The following is a 21,368-nucleotide window of genomic DNA, read 5'->3' on the forward strand; positions in this document are numbered from 1 at the left end:
GTCCGGATAGCGGTTGGCGCTTCGGATCGGTCAGCAATTTGCATGGTCGCCTCCAGAGTGGGTGTTTTGCACGACCTCACCCTGCCAGAGTGCCGGTCGCTATCCACTCCCCATGGGATCTAGTTTGTTTCTGTTGAAAAATAGTTCCATGCCTATGGCAGTGCTGGAATTTGATTCTGGAACTAATGTTCACTTCGTAACTTACTCATTTGCCCAACGATGAGCCACTTACTCATGAGTAACGAGTTTAAAAACGAAGTCTTTTCGAGTTTCGAACCCAACCCGGTTGGGGCGTGCAGCCATTGCGGCGAGAAGCCAAAGCTCCTCCATAAAATACTGAATCCTCAAAATGGCCGCACGACACGCATGTTCGAGTGCGGCTGCGGAGAGAAAACCTGGTCCGAGGACAAGGCATAAGGCGCCGGTCAACCCAGGTCCTAAGATAGCTTTTTAACAGGCATGGCGGCGGGCCGTATTGGCGAGTTGGCTAATCCAGCAAGTCGGGACGGCCCCGCTCCAAAACTGGATGCTGGTAGCAGCGGTCATCATCGCAGTTGCGATCTACCCTGCCCTTGGAGATCATCAGCGCTGACGGATTGAAAGTATTTCAAATCATCTAGCGATCATCTGCTAGACAAATTGACCCTACTTTAGACACTCGGCGCAGCTAAGTAATTGAAATTACTTGCTAAGCGTACTTGCCGTGGCAATGCTTGTATTTCTTGCCCGAGCCGCACGGACAATCCTCGTTGCGGCCGACCTTGCCCCATGTCGCGGGATTCTTCGGATCGCGGTTGGCGGTCGCAGCAGGCACCAACGAGGCGTTGGCGAACGCCATTTCGTCTTCGCCGGTGCTCGGATCGAGCTTGTGGGCTTCCATCTCCGGCAGCGCCGGTTGCTGATTTTCAGGCGGAACGATTTCGACGCGCATCAATTGCGCCGTCACCGCTTCACGCAGGTGAGCGATCATCGCCTCGAACAGGCTGAACGCTTCCGATTTGTATTCCTGCAACGGATCGCGCTGGCCGTAGCCGCGCAGGCCGATCACCTGGCGCAGATGATCGAGCATCACGAGGTGCTCGCGCCAGAGATGATCGAGCGTCTGCAGCAGAATGGTCTTCTCAACATAGCGCATCACCTCGGGGCCCCACTGCGCCACCTTGGCCGCCATGTGCTGGTCGACGCGATTCTCGATCCGCGTCAGCAGCTCTTCGTCGGCGATGCCTTCTTCCTTGGCCCATTCATCGACCGGAAGATCGACATCGAGCACCCGCTTGAGTTCTTCCTTGAGGCCGGCGGTGTCCCACTGCTCGGCATAAGCATGTTCGGGCACATGCTTGGTCACGACGTCCTCGACGAAGGCGTGGCGCATGTCGGCGACGGTTTCGGCGACGCTCTCGTCCTTCATGAGATCGATACGCTGGTCGAAGATCACCTTGCGCTGATCGTTCTGGACGTTGTCGAACTTCAGGAGGTTCTTGCGGATGTCGAAGTTGCGGGCCTCGACCTTCTGCTGTGCCTTTTCCAGCGCCTTGTTGATCCAGGGGTGGATGATGGCCTCGCCTTCCTTCAGGCCGAGGCGGGTCAGCATGCTGTCAAGCCGGTCGGAGCCGAAAATCCGCATCAGATCGTCTTCCAGCGACAGGAAGAACTTCGAGCGGCCGGGATCGCCCTGACGGCCGGAACGGCCGCGAAGCTGGTTGTCGATGCGCCGGGATTCATGACGTTCCGAGCCGATGATGTAAAGCCCGCCCGGCTTGGTCACGGTCTTCGCCGGCCTCGAACCCTTGGCCGGCTCGAGCTCGATGGTTTCCTCGGCCTTCAGCACGAGTTCGCGGAAGCGTTCGATGTCGGCCTTGATCTGTTCGATCTTCGCAGTTCGCTCGGCCTCGTCGGCAATCCCAGCCGCCTCGTGCTGGATGCGCATGTCCAGCGAGCCGCCGAGCTTGATGTCGGTGCCGCGTCCGGCCATGTTGGTGGCGATCGTGATCGCGCCGGGCACACCGGCTTCGGCCACGATATAGGCTTCCTGTTCATGGAAGCGCGCATTCAATACCGCAAACAGCTTGGCCGGTTTGCCGGCGCGCGCCGCCGCGTAAAGCTTCTCCATCGCCCTTTCGTTGCCGAAGTCGATCTGCTTGTAACCGTTCTTCTTGAGGTATTCCGCAAGCACCTCCGACTTTTCGATCGAGGCGGTGCCGACCAGTACCGGCTGCAATCGTGAATTGGCACGCTCGATCTCGGCGAGAATGGCGGCGTATTTTTCGTTCTGGGTACGGTAGACTTCGTCGTCTTCGTCGAGCCGCGACAACGGCAGGTTGGTCGGGATTTCCAGCACTTCGAGCTTGTAGATGTCGAACAACTCGTCGGCTTCGGTGGCCGCGGTGCCGGTCATGCCCGACAGCTTTTCATACATCCTGAAATAATTCTGGAACGTGATCGAAGCCAGCGTCTGGTTCTCGGGCTGAACCGGCTGATGCTCCTTGGCTTCCAGCGCCTGATGCAGACCTTCCGAATAGCGCCGGCCGGGCATCATGCGCCCGGTGAACTCATCGATGATGATGACTTCGCCGTCGCGAACGATGTAATCCTTGTCGCGGGTGAACAGCGTGTGCGCGCGGAGCGCCTGGTTGACGTGGTGAACGACCGAGACGTTCTCGACGTCGTAAAGCGACTCACCCTTCAGCTGCCCGGCGTCTCGTAACAGCGTTTCCAGCTTCTCCATGCCGCCTTCGGTGAGCGTCACCGTGCGCTGCTTCTCGTCGACGTCGTAATCGCTCTTGTCGAGCTTGGGGAAGAAGGTGTCGATGGTGTTGTAGAAATCCGAGCGGTCGTCGAGCGGGCCGGAAATGATCAGCGGCGTGCGCGCCTCGTCGATCAGGATCGAGTCGACTTCATCGACGATGCCGTAGAAATGCCCGCGCTGGACCATGTCCTCAAGCCGGTACTTCATGTTGTCGCGCAGATAGTCGAAGCCGTATTCGTTGTTGGTGCCGTAGGTGATGTCGCAGGCGTAGGCTTCCTTGCGCTCGGCATCATCGAGGCCATGCACGATGACGCCCGTGGTCAGGCCGAGGAAGCTGTAGACTTGCCCCATCCAGGAGGAGTCGCGGCGGGCGAGGTAGTCGTTGACGGTGACGACGTGGACGCCCTTGCCGGCAAGCGCGTTGAGATAGACCGCGAGCGTTGCAACCAGCGTCTTGCCTTCGCCGGTTTTCATCTCGGCGATATCGCCTTCGTGCAGCACCATGCCGCCGATCAGCTGTACGTCGAAGTGCCGCTGGCCGAGCGTGCGCTTGGCGGCCTCCCGCACCGTGGCGAAGGCCGGAACCAGGATGTCGTCGAGGGTCTTGCCTTCCGCGAGTTTCTGGCGGAATTCGGCGGTGCGGGCTTTCAGCGCCTCGTCCGACAGCGCTGATATTTCCGGCTCGAGCGCGTTGATGGCGTCGACACGGCCCTGGTATCCCTTGACCCGGCGGTCATTTGCGGAACCGAAAAACTTGCGGGCGAGCGCGCCGATCATGACAACTTCCTGTTCTTCGGCAGAGCTGCCGTGAGGTGGTCCGCGGGCTTGCTAATCAACTCATCGTGACGCGCTGAAGACCGGCCCTGACCGGGATCGTCCGTCGAATGAGTGGGAGTTCAGCAATCCCGGGTTCAACGGCAAAAACGCAGCAAAATCGGCGCTATCGCCATTGACTCAGGTTCGGCAGAGATATGGCTGGGGCCATTCCTTGTCAACGCCGCCAGGAGCCTTCGGTTTGGGGTCGCGCCAGGGGGCCGGGCGGGGTCCGATTTACCGTCGGCGGTGCGAAGACGCCCGGCCGCGGTGGGCCGCTCGCAGAGCCTGCCGGCAGCGCCTGCCTTTCCGGGATTTCATCATTTTGACAGACTTTTCGCGTTGCCAAGGCCGTGTGATTGGGCGAGTGTCGCGCGGCTTTAGGGCATGATCCGGAAAAGTGGAAACCGGTTTTCCGAACAGATCATGACCACACCCAAAAATGGCCCTGCCGCAATAGCCATATGGCTTTGGAGATAAGGATTTTCCATGACTGCTTCGTCATCAGCCGCCAAACGTGGTGTGCCCGTCCGCTTTGCCGCCGCCACTGGCGCACTTGCGATTGTCCTGTTCGCAAGCTTGCCGCTGCGTGCCGAAGACAATCCGGTGCTCGCCAAGGTGAACGGCGCTGAAATCCGCCAAAGCGACGTCACGCTCGCCGAAGAGGAACTCGGGCCGAGCCTGGCGCAGATGGATCCCGCGACCAAGAAGGAAAACGTGCTGGCGTTCCTGATCGACATGAAGATCGTCGCCAAGGCCGCCGAAGACAAGAAAATCGAAGACCGCCCGGATTTCAAGGCCCGGCTCGCCTTCACCCGCAACCGCCTCCTGATGGACAATCTCCTGGCGGTGGAAGGCAAGGCTGCGACCACCGACGAAGCCATGAAGAAGGTTTACGACGAGGCCGCCAAGCAGATCGAGGGCGAGCAGGAAGTGCATGCGCGGCATATCCTGGTCGAGACCGAAGACGAGGCCAAGGCGATCGAAGCCGAGCTGAAGAAAGGCGCCGATTTCGCCGAGCTCGCCAAGAAGAAGTCCAAGGACCCGGGCGCTGCCGATGGCGGCGATCTCGGTTTCTTCACCAAGGATCAGATGGTGCCGGAATTCTCCGCCGTCGCCTTCGCGCTCGAGCCCGGCAAGATCTCCGATCCGGTGAAATCGCAATTCGGCTGGCACGTCATCAAGGTCGAGGAGAAGCGTAGCCGCAAGGCGCCTGACTTCGACCAGGTCAAGGCCCAGATCGAGACCTATGTGACGCGCAAGGCGCAAGCCGAATATGTCGCCAAGCTGCGCGAAAGCGCGAAGGTCGAACGCATGGACCAGGCTTCCAACGAACCGGCGAAGCCCGAAGCCAAGCCCGCCGATTCCAAGATGGCGCCGGCCAAGAAGTAAATCGACTTCGCAGCCAGACTTGAGTATTTGACGTCATGCCCGGGCTTGTCCCGGGCATCCACGTCTTAAGACCCTCATCGCGGCACTAAAGACGTGGATGGCCGGAATAAATCCGGCCATGACGACCGGGCTTCCATGTCAAGATAAGGCGTCCCAAATGTCCTCCACCGTCTCCCCGCTCGCCCCGACCGATGTTCCCGACATGCCCGCCATTGCGGGCGTGACGCTCGCAACCGCGTCTGCCGGCATCCGCTACCAGGGCCGCACCGACGTGCTGCTCGCGGTCTTGGACAAGGGCACGACGGTGGCCGGCGTCTTCACCCGCTCGAAATGCCCGTCGGCACCGGTCGAATGGTGCCGGGCCAAACTCGGCCGCGGGCAAGCCCGCGCGCTCGTGGTCAACTCCGGCAACGCCAATGCCTTCACCGGCAAAACCGGCCGTCAGGCGACCTCACTGACCGCTTCGATCGCCGCGAAAGCCGTCGGCTGCCAGCCTGCGGAAGTCTTTCTGGCGTCCACCGGCGTGATCGGCGAACCGCTCGACGCCACGAAGTTCGACGGCGTGCTGGGCAGCCTCGCCACGCAGACGAAACCTGAGACGTGGATGGACGCCGCGCGTGCGATCATGACCACCGATACGTTTCCGAAGGTCGCGACCGCAACCGTCAAGCTCGGCAAGGCCAAGGTGACGATCAACGGTATGGCGAAGGGCGCCGGCATGATCGCGCCGGACATGGCGACCATGCTCTCCTTCATCTTTACAGACGCGCCGATCACGGCCCCCGCGCTGCAATCGCTTCTGAAAGCCGGCGTCGAGGACAGTTTCAACGCCGTCACCATCGATGGCGACACCTCGACATCGGACACGTTATTGGCCTTTGCGACCGGTGCCGCCGCAAGCCACGGCGCCCCGAAGATCAGCCGCGCCAGCGACCCCCGCCTGAAGACCTTTGTGAAAGCCTTTCACGCCGTGCTCGCTAACCTGGCCGAGCAGGTGGCGCGCGACGGCGAAGGCGCCCGCAAGCTGATCGAGATCATCGTCGAGGGTGCGACGTCGAAAGCTTCAGCACGGAAAATCGCGATGTCGATCGCCAATTCGCCGCTGGTGAAGACCGCGATCGCCGGCGAGGACGCCAATTGGGGCCGCGTGGTGATGGCGGTCGGCAAGGCGGGCGAACCGGCCGACCGCGACAAGCTTTCGATCTCGTTCAACGGCATCCGCGTCGCCCATCGCGGCGCGCGCGATCCCTCTTATGACGAGGCGGAAGTATCAAACGCGATGAAGCAGCCGGCGATCGGAATCAAGGTCGCGCTCGGCCTCGGCAAAGGCCGCGACCGCGTTTTGACCTGCGATCTCACCAAGGAATACATCGCCATCAACGGCGACTACCGGTCGTGATGCACCTCTCCTCCGTCCGCTCACTTGGCCTTAGTAAGGTAGCTAATCGTAACGATGCGCTTCTTGAAAGGGGCGTCCTGCACAGCCTGTCGTCCGGGCAAACCTCCTTCCACGACAAAATTACGCGAATTTTACTAGCCGCGTTTATGATCGGTTAACGATCCGGCTCGATCAGATCGGTCGATTTTCGACCGCCTCGCGTTCACGTGATCCGCGTAAGCATTGCTTAACGGCCAACCTTCAGAGTTCCGCTCTGCCGAGAGATCGGCGGAGGCTATTCGATCGCCTTCTCCCGTCCTCGATCCTTGAAATGCCAGAGAATTGCCTCTGCTGGAACCTACGGCGATTAGGATGAAGGTCATGCTCCGCGTTTGGTTGTATCGCTTCGCCAGAGATCGCAAGGCGAACGTCGCCGTGATCTTTGCGATCGTGTTGGTTCCCATCATCTTTCTGCTCGGCATGACGCTGGATTTCTCGCAAGCGCTGCGCAAGAAGGAGCAATTGGACGCGGCCGCCGACGCCGCCGCCATCGCGGCCGTCCGGCCTGCCATGCTGATGCAATCCGACTCGGTGGCCCAGGCCACCGCTAACGCGATCTTTATGTCAGTGGCAAACGGCGTTTCCGGCTTGGCCGCGACCCCGACGCCGACGATCACCGTCACTGATGTGGGACTTGGGCGCACCGTCTCGGTTTCGTATAATGCGGCATCCCTCAATAATTTTCCCAAAGTGCTCCTGAACAGCGCGTCGTGGCCGATCAGTGGCACAGCGACGTCGCAGGCGGCGGCCGCACCCAATATGAATTGGTATCTGCTGATGGATGACTCGCCGTCGATGGGGATCGGCGCGACCCTGACCGACATCAACAATCTCATCACGGCCACCGCCCCTTCAAAACAGCCGGCATCATCCTCGCAGAATTGCGGCTTCGCATGTCATGAGACCAATATCTCTCACGACGGCGGGACCAAGGATAACCTCACGATCGCACGCAACAACAATGTCACCTTGCGGATCGATCTCGTGACAAATGCCGTCAATCAGTTGCTCAATACATGGACGAACTGCCCGCAGTCGGGCATATCGGGCGGCGTCATGCAGTGCATGTCGGCTTTGAATAACACCACCTACAAAGCGGCCCTCTATACGTTCGACACAGGCCTGAACACACTGGCGACGCTGACCACCCCGACGTTGGCCGGGACCCAGGTTTCCAACATTTCGCTGATGCCGGTCCTCTACCAGAACTGCGTCGTTTCGACCTCCTGCAACACCGACTACGGCACGAACATCGCCGGCGCGCTCTCCAGCCTGAACAGCATCATGCCTACTCCCGGCCTTGGCAGCAACGCGGCGGGGGATACGCCGCAGGAAGTGATCTTCCTCGTCACCGACGGCGTCGAGGACAAGATCGTCTCGGGCGCCTCAGCTTGCCCCAACGCGAGCCTTGCATCCAACAACCGATGCCAGCAACCGCTCGACACGACGATGTGCACGACCCTCAAGGGCCGGGGCATCAAAATCGCGATCCTCTACACGGAGTATCTGCAACTCATCAATCTCGGCCCTAGCCAAAACATTACGGACAGCTGGTACATGAGCTGGGTCAACCCGTACGACGGCCCAACTTCCTCGACCGGCAAGATCGCGCAGAATCTCCAGGCGTGCGCGTCACCCGGCTTCTTCTCCGACGTGACAACCGGCGGCAACATCACGCAAGCGCTGACAGATCTGTTCATCAAGGTCGCCTCGAGCACCGCCAGCCTCACGCAGTAAGAGAAGCGCCATGGCCGAAGTGAAAATCGCAAACAGACGCCGCAATCGTTTCGCTGCGTTCTTCAAGAACGAAAAGGGCGCGACGGCGGTCGAGTTCGCCCTGATTGCGATGCCGTTTCTCGCCCTGATCGCAGGCCTCATGCAGACGTTTCTCCTTTTCTTTGCACAGTCGGTGCTCGAAAACGCCGTCCGGGCATCGACCCGCCAAATTATGACCGGGCAGGTGCAAACCGCGGATGCGAGCATGGGCCAGACCTTGGGCCAGGCGGCATTTCACCAAACCGTCTGCAATAACGCCAACGTCCTTTTCACCTGCACTGGCTTGATGGTCGATGTGCAGGTCGCCAACAACTGGTCCTCAGCCAATACCGCCATGCCGACGTTGACCTACGACAGCAATGGGAATGTCAACAATACCTGGCAATTCAATCCCGGAAATGCGGGCGATGTCGTTGTTGTCCGCGTGATGTATCTCTGGCCGGTTTTCTTCGGATCTATCGCTTTCAATATGGCAAACCAAGCCAACGGCACGCGGGAGATCATGGCAACCGCTGCCTTCCAAAACGAGCCGGCCGTCCCCTAGAGGTATCAGCCTATGACCAGACTGTTGTTTCGCGTATGGAAATTTTCGACGGCCGCCGATGGCGTGGCAGCGACAGAGTTCGCCATCGTGGTGCCGTTCATGTTGGTGCTGTTGCTCGGCGGCACCGAACTCGGGGACGGAATGGCGATCAACGTCAAGGTCAGCGCGACGGCACACTCTGTCACCGATATGGTTACGCAGAACACGTCGCTCAGCACGGCCTCGATGCAGAACATTCTGACCGGTGCGGCGTCCATCATGGCACCGTATCCCGTCAGCAATAACCAACTCCTGGTTACGGTGTCCGAAATCTCCAGCGACGCCAACGGCAACCTGACCCTTCAATGGAGTCAGTCGTACAACGGATCAACCTTTGGACCGGGAAGGACCAGCCTGGGAGCAAACGGGCTCTACGCAGCCTTAACAGTGCCTGCATCGCTCAACGGGACGGCGGCCAGTACAAACAATGCCAACAACCAGAACGACCAGGTTTCGTTCATTCTGGGCGAGGTCACTTATGGCTATACGCCTAATCTAGGTTATACGATCACCGGAACGGTGACACTTGCGGACAGCTATTGGCTGTTCCCGCGCTGTTCGACGGACAGCCCCACCAACTCGAGCGGTCCGGCGTACTATGATGTCAAATACACGGCATCGACGACGACGTGCACCTGCAGCCAGCATTTGCAGCAGAAGACCTGTTAGCTCGGCGCACAGCGGCGATGGGGTAGCCGCCTCATCGATTTTCCGAAATCGCGCTCTAGCCAGGTTGGCGGAGCTCAAGTATGGCTTGTCGCAATCGCGGGCGCGGGGCTGGCGCGCGAAGCACGCCCTCCTCGCAAATATCAGACAAGACATGGCTGACCTCAAACTGACCCTGGTCGTCGCCTGCGCTCTGATCGACACGGACGGGCGCGTCCTGATCGCGCAGCGGCCGGCTGGAAAAGCGCTTGCAGGGCTCTGGGAATTTCCAGGCGGCAAGCTTGAGCCCGGCGAGCGACCCGAAACAACGCTCATTCGTGAACTTCACGAGGAAATCGGTATCACCGTGAAAGAGGCGTGTCTCGCGCCGCTGACGTTTGCGAGCCACGCCTATGACGATTTCCACCTGTTGATGCCGCTTTACATTTGCCGGCGCTGGGAAGGCGATGTGATCGCGCGCGAGGGCCAGAGCCTCGCCTGGGTCCGCGCCAACAAGCTGCGCGACTATCCGATGCCGCCAGCCGATATTCCGCTGATCCCGCATCTGATCGACCTGCTGATGTGACACGCAGTCATTTTCCCGGATGGTGCGTAAGCACCAGACCCGGAATCGCGAGATTGTCCGATGTGCAATTGCACATCGGAGTTCGATGCTTCGCATCGCCCCGGAATGACGAAGCAAGTATCAACTTTTCTTCCTTACCGCATCCGCAAGGCTTGCTTTCGCAGATCCCCGCTTGAGCGGTTGTTGCTGACTTTCGTGCGGCGCCCAGCCCGACAGCCAGATGATATCGAAGGTCGCGCGGATGCGGCCATCGGGATCGGCGAAGCGCTCGCTGTAAATCTCCGCCATTCGCAACATCGTGGCGCGGCGGGTCGGTATCCGCCGCCGTTCCGCGAGGATATTGGTCGCGCCCATCCGCCGCAAATCGTGCATCAGGCCGAACGCGCTGTCGTAACGCACGACGACGCGGTCAACATCGGTGACCGGAAGCGCGAGGCCTGCCCGCTGCAGCAGCGCGCCGACGTCGCGTAGATCGGCAAACGGCACCACGCGCGGCGATATCCCGCCCTCCAATTCGGCTTCGGCTGCGGCAAACGACTGCCGCAATTCGGTCAGCGTGTCGCCGCCCGCCATCGCCGCCATCAGCAATCCATCGGGGCGCAACGCCCGGCGGATTTGCGCGAGCACGCCGGGCAGATCATTGACGAATTGAAAGGCGAGCGCGGAAATCGCGAGATCGATTGATTGTGCCTCAAGAGGAAGCGGCTCGGATTCCCGCACCGGCAGATCAACCCGTTTGTAGTGCTCGAAGCGCGCCGCGAGGACGTGACCGACCTGATCGCCCGGCGTTCCAACCTCGGCCGCGCTTTTGAAATCCCGCAATACGGCGTTGAGCCGCTCGGCCATGTCCTCCGCGACGCGGTCCAGCAGGAAGGTCGCAGGCCCAAGCCTTTGCGCCCGGCTGAGGCGGGAACACAACAGATAGCGATCGAACAGCACAGGGGCCGTGGTCGGCTCGTAAACCATGCTGGTTGGTAAGCCCGCGATCCTGGGCTGACAAGGCGCCCCGCTCTAGTGTAAATAGACTCTTAATAGATACTTTTCTGTATCCTTTTTAGAGGCTAGCGTTTTTGTATGGCCACAGAAAAAGCCGAAACCGACCGAGTTCCAGTCACGCTGGCCCTTTCGACCATCACTTATCTCGAAAAGTTGGTTCGACAGGGTACCCACGGGACAAGCGTGCCGGGCGTTGCGAAGACCTTGATCGAGGAAGGTATTCGTCTCGCCATCAAGGACGGGCTGCTTTCGATCCGCGACAACGGCAAGACCCCGTGAAGCGGCATTCGGGACGGATCGGCAACTGGGAGGCCATTGGGGGAGCCGCAGTGACGGCTCATACTTTGGGACTTTCAAATGCCGGACAACACCTGGACCATCGAGCGCGTCGAACTCCTTAAAACCCATTTCGCAGCCGGGCTCTCCTGCCGTGAAATCGCCTGTGAAATCGGAGTGAGCCGCAACGCCGTGATCGGCAAACTCTCCCGCCTCAGCCTGACCCGCGAAAAGAAGCCGACGACGCGTCGAACGAGGGAGAGAAAAGACGGCTCGCGATCCGTGCCGAGATTGCAGTACCGGATGCTGCGAAAACTGTTCAACGAAACGCCGCCGGCGGAAGCCGACCAGACCATTAACAGCGAACAGCGCTGTTCCTTATTGGAACTGAGCGAGGAAAAATGCCGCTGGCCGATCAGCAATCCCGGCGAAGAGGATTTCTGCTTTTGCGGCAATCGGCCCCTCGACAGCCTGCCCTATTGCGCCGGTCATAGCCGGCTCGCTTATCGCCGCGCGGGATGAGATAGTTTTTGGCGGGCCGCGGCTAGATTGACGTCACGGCCCACCCGACAAATATATGGGTCGCCTGCCAGAACCATGACGATCCATCGTGGGCGGCCTGCAGACTGAAGATCCGCTTGCTCCAGAGCGGATCATGGGCGAAGCGAATATTCTCAATCCTGAATTCTTCTTGCCGCGCCTTCCATTCCTTCGCCCAGGCCAGATGAGCTTCATTGAGCTGCTGGCGAAGTTTGGAAACTTCGATTTGGTACGGGATCGGAAAAATAATTCTAAGCATGGCGATCCGGTTTCATGGTCAGATCATCGCAAACCGCGACGATGTTAAGCTGGCGGTGGGCAACGGCCGAAGCAAGACCGGCCGCTCGCCTGTTTCCGCCATGCTGAAGATTTTCTTGCCGCTTGAGCGTTGGTAAGCTCGACGCTAGCCTGCCGCGCATGGACGCCGAACCTTCCGTATCCCGCTCCATCTCCTCGCAGCTTTACGGCGCGCTGAGTGCGCGCCGAGGCGCGTGGTCGCTTGCGGCCAAGCTGGCGCTCGACATCGCGCGCCGACGTTGTGCGTTTCCTGCCGCGATCCGGTCGATGGCGAGGGCGTCTGCGCCAACTGCTGGGCCAAACTGCCGTTCATCGCGCCGCCGTTCTGCCCGCGGCTCGGCATTCCCTTTATCTACGATCCCGGGCCCGACATGCTGTCGATGGAAGCGATCGCCAACCCGCCGGCCTATACACGGGCCCGCGCGGCGGTGCGCTATGACGACGTGGCGCGGACGCTGGTGCATGCCTTGAAGTATCAGGACCGCACGGACTTGGCGCCAGCGATGGGCCGCTGGATGGCGCGGGCCGGACAGGAACTGCTCGATGGCGCGGACGCGCTCGTGCCCGTTCCGCTGCATTGGCGGCGCGGCTGGAGCCGCCGCTACAATCAATCGGGCGCGCTGGCGCGAATCATCGAGCGTGAAAGCGGCGTTGCGGTCGCAGCCGAAGCGCTGCGCCGAATCAGACCGACCGAACAGCAGATCGGCCTCTCGCGGCTGCAACGGGCGAGCAACGTGCAGGGCGCGTTCAAGGTCGGGCCCGACCGGCAACACCTCATCAGTGGCCGCCGCGTGTTCCTGATTGACACGTGCTGACGTCGGGCGCGACGGTGGACGCCTGCGCGCGGGCACTTTTGCGTGCGAAGGCCTCAACCCTCGACGTCCTGGTCTTTGCCCGGGTTGTGGATGGCCACCGAACTCCCATATAATCGGCCATCTCAATCAGGTTGCGAATGTCGAAAATCGGAGCTTTGAGCGCGTCATGGCCGCTGCGATCGAAATCTACACCCGCCCCGGCTGTGGCTATTGTACCGCCGCCAAGCAGTTGCTGACGCGCAAGAAGGCAGACTTCGCCGAGCTCAGCGTCGCCGCCGATCCGAACTTTCGTCAGCAGATGTACGATCGCGCCGGCGCCGGTTCGACCTTCCCGCAGATTTTCATCGGCGAGAGCCATATCGGCGGCTGCAACGAGCTGTACGCACTCGACCGCGCCGGAAAGCTTGACGCACTGCTCGCCGGTGAAAAGGCCAATTCATGAGCATCGACCGCTCCTTTACCGCTGCCATGGTGCAGATGCGCACCGGCTTGCTGCCGGAACCTAGTCTCGAGCAAGGCACCAAACTGATCCGTCAGGCCGCCGCTCAAGGTGCCGACTATGTGCTCACGCCCGAGGTGAGCAACATGATGCAGCTGAACCGCAAGGCGCTGTTCGAGCATCTGGCCGACGAGGCGGACGATCTTTCGCTGAAGGCCTACCGCGCGCTCGCGGCCGAGCTGAAAATTCACCTGCATATCGGCTCGCTGGCCCTGCGCGCGTCCCCCGAACGCGCGGTCAACCGCTCGTTCCTGATCGGACCCGACGGAGGGGTGATCGCCGGCTACGACAAGATCCATATGTTCGACATCGATCTGCCGGGCGGCGAAAGCTATCGCGAGTCCGCCAACTATCAGCCCGGCGAGACGGCCGTGATTGCCGATCTGCCCTGGGGGCGTATCGGGTTTACGATTTGCTACGACGTGCGCTTTCCGGCGCTCTATCGCGCACTCGCCGAGAGCGGCGCCTCGTTCCTCACCGTGCCTTCCGCCTTCACCCGGAAAACCGGCGAGGCCCATTGGCACACGCTGCTGCGCGCCCGCGCCATCGAAAACGGCTGCTTTGTGTTTGCCGCCGCGCAAGCCGGCCTGCACGAGAACAAGCGCGAGACCTTCGGGCATTCGCTGATTATCGCCCCGTGGGGCGAGGTGCTGGCTGAGGGCGGCGTCGAGCCCGGCGTCTTCATGGCGAAGATCGATCCCACGCTGGTTGAGACCGCACGCCAGACCGTCCCGTCGCTGCAACATGGTCGGCGCTTTTCCGTCGCCGATCCGAAATCCGGCCCCGACCATCTGCACCTCGTCAGAGGATCGGCATGATCCATTACAATTTGCGTTGCGCCAAGGGCCACGCTTTCGAAAGCTGGTTCCAAAGTTCGTCGGCCTATGAGGCTCAGGAAAAGCGCGAGCTGGTCAGTTGCCCCGTTTGCGGCTCGACCAAGGTGGAACGCGCCATCATGGCTCCACGGATCGTCAGCAAGAAGGGCCGCGACACCAAGCCTTCCGATCAACTGCCCGTGCCTGCTCCGGCCGCTGAGGTCATCCCGCCTTCTTCGCCCACGCCGCTTTTGATGGCGCAAGAGGCCGAGTTGCGCGCCAAGCTCAGGGAATTGCGCCACCATATCGTCAAGAACGCCGACAACGTTGGCGAAAAGTTTCCGAACGAAGCGCGCAAGATGCATTATGGCGACATCGAACATCGCCCGATCTACGGTGACGCCTCGCCGGACGAGGCAAAGGCCTTGATCGAAGAAGGCGTCGAGGTCATGCCGCTGCCCTCGCTGCCCGAGGACAGGAATTGACGCGAAGGAAAGATGGAGGCCGTCGAAGGAGTTCGAACTTCAAGCGGCCACCAATAATGCGACCCCGATCACGATCAGCACGATGCCGGCCAGTTCACGCGCCGAGATCGGCTGCTTGAACGAGTAATACGCGACCGCTTGCGCGAACAGCACTTCCACCAGCGCCAGCGTTCGCACATTGGCGGCCGCGGTCAGCGCGAACGCCAGGAACCAGAACTGCGAGGCGAAGGCGCCCATGAAGCCCGCAAGCAATGACGGTTTCCACAGGCCCAGGATCGCCTTGAGCACGCCGGGCGCGCGCGCCAGCAGATAGATCGTCAGGATCAGCGTCTGCACGAACAGCCCGAACACCAGCGTATAGGTTGCCGCCGTCACGAAGGAAACGCCCTGGATCGTGATGATCGCGCCGCGATATCCATTGGCCGAGAGCGCGAAAGCCGCGGCCGAAACCAGCCCGATCACGGTTGGCCGCCAATCGGCAAAACCTTTCTCACCACCCGGCCGCAGCGCCGTGATTACGACGCCGACGGTCGCGATCAGGATCGCGATCACCTTCGAGGCGGTCAGATGATCGCCGAGGAAGACGAAACCGAAGATCGCGGTCTGGATCGCTTCGGTCTTGATATAGGCGGTGGTCACGACGAAAGAGTGCTCGTTCATCGCAACCAGCATCAGCCCTGTGGCAACGATCTGGCAGAGCGCGCCGAGCAGAAGCCAGGGCCAGAACGCCGGCGTCGGCCACGGCACGGCGTCGCCGGTGAACGCCAACACGCCAATGAAAAACAGGATGGCGAAGGGAAAGCCAAACAGGAAGCGAATGTTGGTCGCGCCCCACGTGCCGAGCGGGCCCGTCAGCTGCCGCTGCATGGCATTGCGCGCGACCTGGCCCATCGCAGCCGTGATCGTGAAGGGAATCCAGAGCGAGGTAACGGTGAACATTTGCGGAAAAATCGGAGCTGGGAAATAGAAGCGCGTCACCGTGACGGTCGCGGTTGGCGCGGTCAACCCGAGCCGCGCATGACAGAGCTGCGAATCTCCGTATTTAGCCGTCCCTGCGAACGCAGGGACCCATAACCACAGGAAGAGGTTTTTGGGCATATCAGTCAGACAGGCAGGTCACTAAGGTCACGCCATTCGAGATTCTCACGCGATCTTCCAATCGTGTTTCCAGCACTTCAGTTGTTTCTCTCGCGCGATTGCTTCCTCGGCACGAGCATAGGATTCGACATAGACGAGCCGATAAACCCCGTAAGTTTTAACAAATGAGGAGCCCTTACCTTTGCGATGTTCTTCGAGCCGCTTCTGGATGGAATTGGTAATCCCGACGCAAAGTGTGCCATGGCGTCGACTCGCAAAAATGTAAACGTAATACATTCTTGGAACTCGGATCGAGGCCGTCACAGGGGCCGGTGGCTATGGGTCCCTGCGTTCGCAGGGACGACGCCTTCTTTGTAGCAGCGACACTGCCAATTCCCTCATTGGCTCTCTTCGCCTACATGCCCTCCGCCACCACCATGTAGTTCACGTCCATATCGGACGACAAACCCCAGCGATCGGCAAAGGGGCTATAGACCACGCCGCTCTGCTCGGTGATCGTCAGACGGTTGTCGAGGAGATGACGCGCCAACTCGTCGGGCGTAACGAATTTCTCCCATTGATGGGTGCCGCGCGGCAGCCAGCGCAGGACATATTCGGCACCGACAATCGCAAGCGCAAAACTCTTCCAGTTGCGATTGAGTGTGGAAACCACCATCAGCCCGCCGGGCTTGAGCACCGCCGCACAGCGGCCAAGGAACATGCCGACGTCGCTGACATGCTCGACGACTTCCATCGCCAGCACGATGTCGAAGCGCTCGCGTACGTCCATTTCCTCAACGGTGGTGCAGCGATAATCGATCGAGAGGTGGCCGCGGTCGGCGTGAAGCTTGGCGGCGGCAATATTGCTGGCGGACGGATCGACGCCGATCACCTGCGCGCCCAGTCGAGTTAGGGGCTCGCACAACAGGCCCGCGCCGCAGCCGATATCGAGGACGCGCAAGCCGGAAAGACAGTTCAGGCTCTTGACGTTACGTTCGAACTTGCGACATGCGGCGTCGCGAATGTAAGTCAACCGCAGCGGGTTGATCTTGTGCAGCGGCGCCATCTTGCCCTTGGGATCCCACCACTGCTCCGACAATTTCGAGAACTTGACGATCTCGGCGGGGTCAACAGTAGAGCCTGCGGACAGCGCGGCGGGCGGGTTGGGTTGCGTGGCCATGGCGCTCCTAGTGCGCGGTGATGGCGCTGCGAAACGCCAAGGGCGAAGCGATCGTTTTGATCGGCTGCGGTTTCACTTCTCCCATGCTCACGATGGTGACGTTCCCATAGTTGAGCAGACGGCCTGGAATGCTCTGGTCGACTTCGACGCTGGCGATCTTGTCGAGCGCGATCTCGAAGGTGTGCCGGTTGATGAATCCGGTTTTATGCACCACCCGGCGGTCGGTGACGTCGGTTTCGGTGGTGAACCGGTGGAACCAGCCTCGAATTGTGAAATACAGCGCCACAACAGCGATCACCGCGGCCGCAGGCAAGCCCACCAGGGCTATGGGAGGAACAGCACCGGCCGCGACGACGAGCGCCAGCGCCACGATCCAGGCCGCGATCGCCGGCAAGTAGAAGATCCAGTGCGCATTGGTCGAATACAGCACTTTTTCGCCCGGCTGCAGGATCTCGTCGATATAACGCCCCATACAAACAGCCTCAATTAACTCAATGACCTAGCGCGATCCGGAACCGGTTGCTTGCCCCCGACCGCCTCGCTATGTATACGCGCCTTCTGGTGGTCGATACTAGCCGCGCGCGCGAGCGTTTGCGCCAGACCACATTAATAATCCGCAGGGGAATGCACCAGTCGTATGGGTCGCCTCGTGATGAAATTCGGCGGCACGTCAGTCGCCAACATCGAACGCATCCGCAACGTCGCGCGTCACGTCAAGCGCGAGGTCGATGCCGGCCATGACGTCGCCGTTGTCGTCTCGGCGATGTCCGGCAAAACCAACGAGTTGGTCGATTGGTGCCGTGAAGCCTCGCCCATGCACGACGCGCGCGAATATGACGCAGTGGTGGCGTCCGGCGAGCAGGTGACGGCGGGATTGCTGGCGATCGCGCTGCAGGCGCTCGGCATCCAGGCGCGGTCCTGGCAGGGATGGCAAATTCCGATCAAGACCAGCGACGCGCATGCCTCCGCGCGGATTCTGGACATTGACGGCAGCGAGTTGGTCAATCGCTTCAAGGACCGCAAGGAAGTCGCCGTGATCGCCGGCTTCCAGGGGATTTTTCCGCAGACCAACCGGATCACCACATTGGGACGCGGCGGATCCGATACCTCGGCCGTGGCGGTCGCGGCCGCCATCCGCGCCGACCGTTGCGACATCTATACCGATGTCGACGGCGTCTATACGACCGACCCGCGGGTGGTTCCGAAGGCCCGCCGGCTCGACCGGATCGCGTTCGAGGACATGCTCGAACTGGCTTCGCTTGGCGCCAAGGTGCTTCAGGTGCGGTCGGTGGAACTCGGCATGGTGCATAATATGCCGATCTTCGTCCGCTCCAGTTTCGACAAGCCCGAAGATATCGACCCGCACGCCAACCAGCCGCCGGGCACGCTGATCTGCAGCGAGGAGGAAATCATGGAAAGCCACGTCGTCACCGGCATCGCCTTTTCACGGCAAGACCACCGATCTCACCTTCACGGTGCCGGCCTCCGACTACACGCGCGCCCGCGACACCATCGCCTCGGCCAAGGCCGAAATCGGCTATGCCCGGCTCGACACCGCCACCGATGTCGCCAAGGTCTCGGTCATCGGCAGCGGCATGCGCAGCCACGCCGGCGTCGCCGCCAAGGCGTTTTCGGCGCTGGCGGCACGCAATATCAACATCCGCGCCATCACCACCTCCGAAATCAAGTTTTCGGTGCTGATCGACACCGCCTATACCGAACTTGCCGTGCGCACGCTGCACACGCTCTACGGCCTCGATCAAGTTTAGAAACAAATTTTTCTTAGCGGCTGCAACATGGCCTGATGCGGCCGTGTCAGTGCCTGTGTACGGTTTTCCGAACCGTCACACTGGTGTGGCCGTGCAGAAGTCCGCAATCGGGACACTGGCAGGGCTTTTGCTTGGCAAAACAAGGCTCGATTCGGTATACGGCCTGAAGATGAGCCCGATTGTGAACTGTGCCACTGTTTTGGCGGTGTGATTCGGTCAATCTCGAATTTGCGGCACCGCGGAATGAATAAAATTGTAGCGTTTTGAATTGAACGCCAGCTCGGGGGCACCCGGTAGGCTGGCCTGGTGGAAGAGGATTTGAAGAGATGCGAAGCGCGTCGGGAGGTCCCCGCGTCCTGTTGAGACGGCTTCGCGAAACCATGGCGGAGCAAGTCTCCGCCCAGGAGCGTCTGGACAAGATCGTGGTGCTGATCGCTGCCAACATGGTGGCGGAGGTGTGCTCGGTCTACGTCTTGCGGGTCGACAATACGCTCGAACTCTACGCCACCGAGGGCCTCAACCGCGACGCCGTGCACCGCACCGTGCTGAGCGCGCATGAGGGCCTGGTCGGCCTCGTCGCCAGCGAGGCAACGCCGCTCAACCTCAACGACGCGCAAAGCCACCCGGCGTTCTCGTTCCGGCCCGAGACCGGCGAAGAAATCTATCACTCGTTTTTGGGCGTGCCGATCCTGCGCGCCGGCAACACGCTCGGCGTATTGGTGGTGCAGAACCGCGCCAAGCGCACCTATGTCGAGGAGGAGGTCGAGGCACTCCAGACCACCGCGATGGTGCTGGCGGAAATGATCGCCTCCGGCGAGTTGTCGGCGCTGGCGCAGCCCGGCGCCGAGCCCGCCGCGCGGCATTCCCTGCACAAGACCGGCGCGATCCTGTCCGACGGCATTGCGCTCGGCCATGTCGTGCTGCACGAACCGCGTGTCGTTATCACCAATTACATTGCCGAGGACCTGCCGAAGGAAATCAAGCGGCTTGATACGGCGTTGGCCAAATTGCGCGCCGACCTCGACCGCATGCTGGAACGCGGCGATGTCGCTGACGGCGGCGAGCATCGCGACGTGCTGGAAGCCTACCGGATGTTTGCCAACGACCACGGCTGGTCGCACAAGCTGCATGAGGCGGTGGCCACCGGCTTGACCGCAGAGGCCGCGGTCGAGCGCGTTCAGTCCGACACTCGCGCGCGGATGCTGCGCTCCACCGATCCCTATTTGCGCGATCGGCTGCACGACCTCGAAGATCTCGGCCATCGGCTGATGCGGCAACTGGTCGGACAGGATCACGCCCCTTCGCGCGAGCAATTGCCCGACAACGCCATCCTGATCGCGCGGGCGATGGGGCCGGCGGCGCTGCTCGATTATGACCGCAAGCGCCTGCGCGGGCTCGTGCTGGAGGAAGGCACCGCCAACTCGCACGTTTCGATCGTGGCCCGCGCACTCGGCATTCCGGCTGTCGGCGAGGTGCCGAACGCGCCTGGTATCGCCGACCCCGGGGATGCCATCATCGTCGACGGCACATCGGGCTCGATCTACGTCCGGCCCTCGACCGAGATCGAGCAGGCCTATGCGGAGCGGGTGCGGTTTCGCGCACGCCGGCAGGCGCAGTATTCAGCGCTGCGCGACAAGCCCTGCGTCACCAAGGACGGTCAACCGGTCGAACTCCTGATCAATGCCGGACTTGCGATCGACTTGCCGCATATCGACGATACCGGTAGCGGCGGCATCGGCCTGTTTCGCACCGAATTGCAGTTCATGGTCGGCCAGAGCCTGCCCCGCACCAGCGACCAGCTTGCTTTGTATCGCACCGTGCTCGATGCGGCCGGCGCCAAACCAGTGACATTCCGCACCCTCGACATCGGCGGCGACAAGGCGCTGCCTTATATGGAGAGCGTGATCGAGGAAAACCCGGCGCTCGGCTGGCGCGCGATTCGGCTTGGGCTGGACCGTCCAGGGCTGTTGCGCGGCCAGATTCGCGCGCTCTTACGCGCCGGCGGCGGCAGAAGCCTGCGCATCATGTTCCCGATGATCTCGGAAGTTGCCGAATTCGATGCCGCCAAGAGCATCGTCGAGCGCGAACTGACTTATCTGCGTCAACATGGACACGCGCTGCCCGAACGCATCGATGTCGGAACCATGCTGGAAGTGCCGGCGTTGCTCTATCAGCTTGAAGAGCTTTTGAAGAAGGTCGACTTCATTTCGGTGGGCTCCAACGACCTGTTTCAGTTTCTGTTCGCGGTCGATCGTGGCAACCCCAAAGTTTCCGAGCGGTTCGACACCTTGTCGGCGCCGATCCTGCGCGTGCTGCGCGAAATCGTGCAAAAGGCCAACGTGGCGAAAAAATCCGCCTCGCTCTGCGGCGAAATGGCGTCAAAGCCGATCGGCGCGTTGGCGCTCATTGCGCTCGGGTACCGGTCGTTGTCCTTGTCGGCAACCGGGCACGGCCCGGTCAAGGCGCTGATCCTCGACCTCGATGCGAAAAAGGCCGAAGCCGTCATGAGCTCGCTGCTCGAGGCGCCCTCCGGCAGTGTGTCGATCCGCCAGAAGCTGACTGAATTCGCCGAGGCCGAAGGGCTGTCGTTGTAGCGGTCTCCTTCCCGCTCCGCCGCTCCGTATGCTGAAAACGACGAAA

At 61.1% G+C, this 21,368-nt stretch carries 19 protein-coding genes and 3 pseudogenes; 15 read left to right on the forward strand and 7 right to left on the reverse strand.

Going from position 1 to position 21,368, the window contains the following annotated elements:
• Positions 1–688: 688 nt before the first annotated feature.
• Positions 689–3,523 (reverse strand): preprotein translocase subunit SecA, encoded by a 2,835-nt coding sequence (gene secA, locus ABSE61_RS24890; RefSeq protein WP_423873797.1) that lies wholly within the window; start codon positions 3,521–3,523, stop codon positions 689–691.
• Between the two features lie 525 nt (positions 3,524–4,048).
• Between secA and ABSE61_RS24895 the strand changes: the two genes are divergently transcribed.
• The 6 genes from ABSE61_RS24895 to mutT all read left to right on the forward strand — a co-directional run bounded on the left by ABSE61_RS24895 (position 4,049) and on the right by mutT (position 9,979).
• A complete protein-coding gene (locus tag ABSE61_RS24895; protein ID WP_423873798.1) occupies positions 4,049–4,951 on the forward strand; it encodes a peptidylprolyl isomerase in 903 nt (300 codons plus the stop codon).
• Positions 4,952–5,108: 157 nt separating this feature from the next.
• Positions 5,109–6,350: a bifunctional glutamate N-acetyltransferase/amino-acid acetyltransferase ArgJ gene (argJ, locus tag ABSE61_RS24900; RefSeq protein ID WP_423873799.1), complete on the forward strand. Its 1,242-nt coding sequence runs from the start codon at positions 5,109–5,111 to the stop codon at positions 6,348–6,350.
• Positions 6,351–6,710: 360 nt separating this feature from the next.
• Entirely contained in the window at positions 6,711–8,126 is a 1,416-nt protein-coding gene (locus ABSE61_RS24905; protein ID WP_423873800.1) for a TadE/TadG family type IV pilus assembly protein, read from the forward strand.
• 10 nt (positions 8,127–8,136) lie between these two features.
• Positions 8,137–8,709, forward strand: a complete 573-nt coding sequence (locus ABSE61_RS24910; RefSeq protein ID WP_423873801.1) for a TadE/TadG family type IV pilus assembly protein — start codon at positions 8,137–8,139, stop codon at positions 8,707–8,709.
• A 12-nt stretch (positions 8,710–8,721) separates the two neighbouring features.
• Positions 8,722–9,417: a TadE/TadG family type IV pilus assembly protein gene (locus ABSE61_RS24915; protein WP_423873802.1), complete on the forward strand. Its 696-nt coding sequence runs from the start codon at positions 8,722–8,724 to the stop codon at positions 9,415–9,417.
• Positions 9,418–9,568: 151 nt separating this feature from the next.
• Positions 9,569–9,979: an 8-oxo-dGTP diphosphatase MutT gene (gene mutT, locus ABSE61_RS24920; RefSeq protein ID WP_423873803.1), complete on the forward strand. Its 411-nt coding sequence runs from the start codon at positions 9,569–9,571 to the stop codon at positions 9,977–9,979.
• 120 nt (positions 9,980–10,099) lie between these two features.
• Here the strand turns inward: mutT and ABSE61_RS24925 are convergent, their stop codons facing one another.
• On the reverse strand, positions 10,100–10,945 hold the full coding sequence (locus ABSE61_RS24925; RefSeq protein WP_423873804.1) for a methyltransferase domain-containing protein: 846 nt from the start codon (positions 10,943–10,945) through the stop codon (positions 10,100–10,102).
• Between the two features lie 108 nt (positions 10,946–11,053).
• Between ABSE61_RS24925 and ABSE61_RS24930 the strand changes: the two genes are divergently transcribed.
• Positions 11,054–11,254, forward strand: coding sequence for a hypothetical protein (locus ABSE61_RS24930; RefSeq protein ID WP_423873805.1), 201 nt, complete (start codon positions 11,054–11,056; stop codon positions 11,252–11,254).
• A 78-nt stretch (positions 11,255–11,332) separates the two neighbouring features.
• Positions 11,333–11,773 (forward strand): GcrA family cell cycle regulator, encoded by a 441-nt coding sequence (locus ABSE61_RS24935; RefSeq protein ID WP_423873806.1) that lies wholly within the window; start codon positions 11,333–11,335, stop codon positions 11,771–11,773.
• A gap of 22 nt (positions 11,774–11,795) precedes the next feature.
• On the opposite strand, the gene ABSE61_RS24940 is transcribed toward ABSE61_RS24935, so the two are convergent.
• Complete coding sequence (locus tag ABSE61_RS24940; RefSeq protein ID WP_423873807.1) at positions 11,796–12,050, reverse strand: hypothetical protein; 255 nt, start codon at positions 12,048–12,050, stop codon at positions 11,796–11,798.
• Between ABSE61_RS24940 and ABSE61_RS24945 the strand changes: the two genes are divergently transcribed.
• From ABSE61_RS24945 to ABSE61_RS24965, 5 genes and pseudogenes are all read left to right on the forward strand, one after another.
• On the forward strand, positions 12,049–12,186 hold the full coding sequence (locus ABSE61_RS24945; RefSeq protein ID WP_423873808.1) for a hypothetical protein: 138 nt from the start codon (positions 12,049–12,051) through the stop codon (positions 12,184–12,186). The two genes, ABSE61_RS24940 and ABSE61_RS24945, sit on opposite strands and share 2 nt — an antisense overlap.
• 22 nt (positions 12,187–12,208) lie before the next feature.
• A pseudogene (locus ABSE61_RS24950) lies at positions 12,209–13,016 on the forward strand (ComF family protein).
• 53 nt (positions 13,017–13,069) lie between these two features.
• On the forward strand, positions 13,070–13,345 hold the full coding sequence (grxC, locus tag ABSE61_RS24955; RefSeq protein ID WP_423873809.1) for a glutaredoxin 3: 276 nt from the start codon (positions 13,070–13,072) through the stop codon (positions 13,343–13,345).
• A complete protein-coding gene (locus ABSE61_RS24960; protein WP_423873810.1) occupies positions 13,342–14,220 on the forward strand; it encodes a carbon-nitrogen hydrolase family protein in 879 nt (292 codons plus the stop codon). Before grxC ends, ABSE61_RS24960 begins: the two co-directional genes overlap by 4 nt.
• Entirely contained in the window at positions 14,217–14,702 is a 486-nt protein-coding gene (locus tag ABSE61_RS24965) for a DUF1178 family protein (RefSeq protein ID WP_423873811.1), read from the forward strand. The genes ABSE61_RS24960 and ABSE61_RS24965 overlap by 4 nt, the downstream gene beginning before the upstream one ends.
• A gap of 39 nt (positions 14,703–14,741) precedes the next feature.
• On the opposite strand, the gene ABSE61_RS24970 is transcribed toward ABSE61_RS24965, so the two are convergent.
• The 4 genes and pseudogenes from ABSE61_RS24970 to ABSE61_RS24985 all read right to left on the reverse strand — a co-directional run bounded on the left by ABSE61_RS24970 (position 14,742) and on the right by ABSE61_RS24985 (position 17,431).
• On the reverse strand, positions 14,742–15,641 hold the full coding sequence (locus tag ABSE61_RS24970) for an EamA family transporter (RefSeq protein WP_423873888.1): 900 nt from the start codon (positions 15,639–15,641) through the stop codon (positions 14,742–14,744).
• A gap of 164 nt (positions 15,642–15,805) precedes the next feature.
• Positions 15,806–16,076, reverse strand: a pseudogene (locus ABSE61_RS24975) (GIY-YIG nuclease family protein).
• Between the two features lie 118 nt (positions 16,077–16,194).
• The gene (gene ubiG, locus ABSE61_RS24980) at positions 16,195–16,959 is read right to left on the reverse strand and encodes a bifunctional 2-polyprenyl-6-hydroxyphenol methylase/3-demethylubiquinol 3-O-methyltransferase UbiG (RefSeq protein WP_423873812.1); all 765 of its coding nucleotides are present in this window, start codon (positions 16,957–16,959) and stop codon (positions 16,195–16,197) included.
• 7 nt (positions 16,960–16,966) lie between these two features.
• Positions 16,967–17,431, reverse strand: coding sequence for a PH domain-containing protein (locus tag ABSE61_RS24985; RefSeq protein WP_423873813.1), 465 nt, complete (start codon positions 17,429–17,431; stop codon positions 16,967–16,969).
• Positions 17,432–17,596: 165 nt separating this feature from the next.
• On the opposite strand from ABSE61_RS24985, the pseudogene ABSE61_RS24990 reads away from it, so the two are divergent.
• Both ABSE61_RS24990 and ptsP read left to right on the forward strand, forming a co-directional pair.
• Positions 17,597–18,728, forward strand: a pseudogene (locus ABSE61_RS24990) (aspartate kinase).
• Between the two features lie 326 nt (positions 18,729–19,054).
• On the forward strand, positions 19,055–21,322 hold the full coding sequence (ptsP, locus tag ABSE61_RS24995) for a phosphoenolpyruvate--protein phosphotransferase (RefSeq protein ID WP_423873814.1): 2,268 nt from the start codon (positions 19,055–19,057) through the stop codon (positions 21,320–21,322).
• The last annotated feature ends 46 nt before the right edge of the window (positions 21,323–21,368 follow it).

Source organism: Bradyrhizobium sp., from assembly GCF_049519115.1.
Lineage (GTDB): Bacteria > Pseudomonadota > Alphaproteobacteria > Rhizobiales > Xanthobacteraceae > Bradyrhizobium.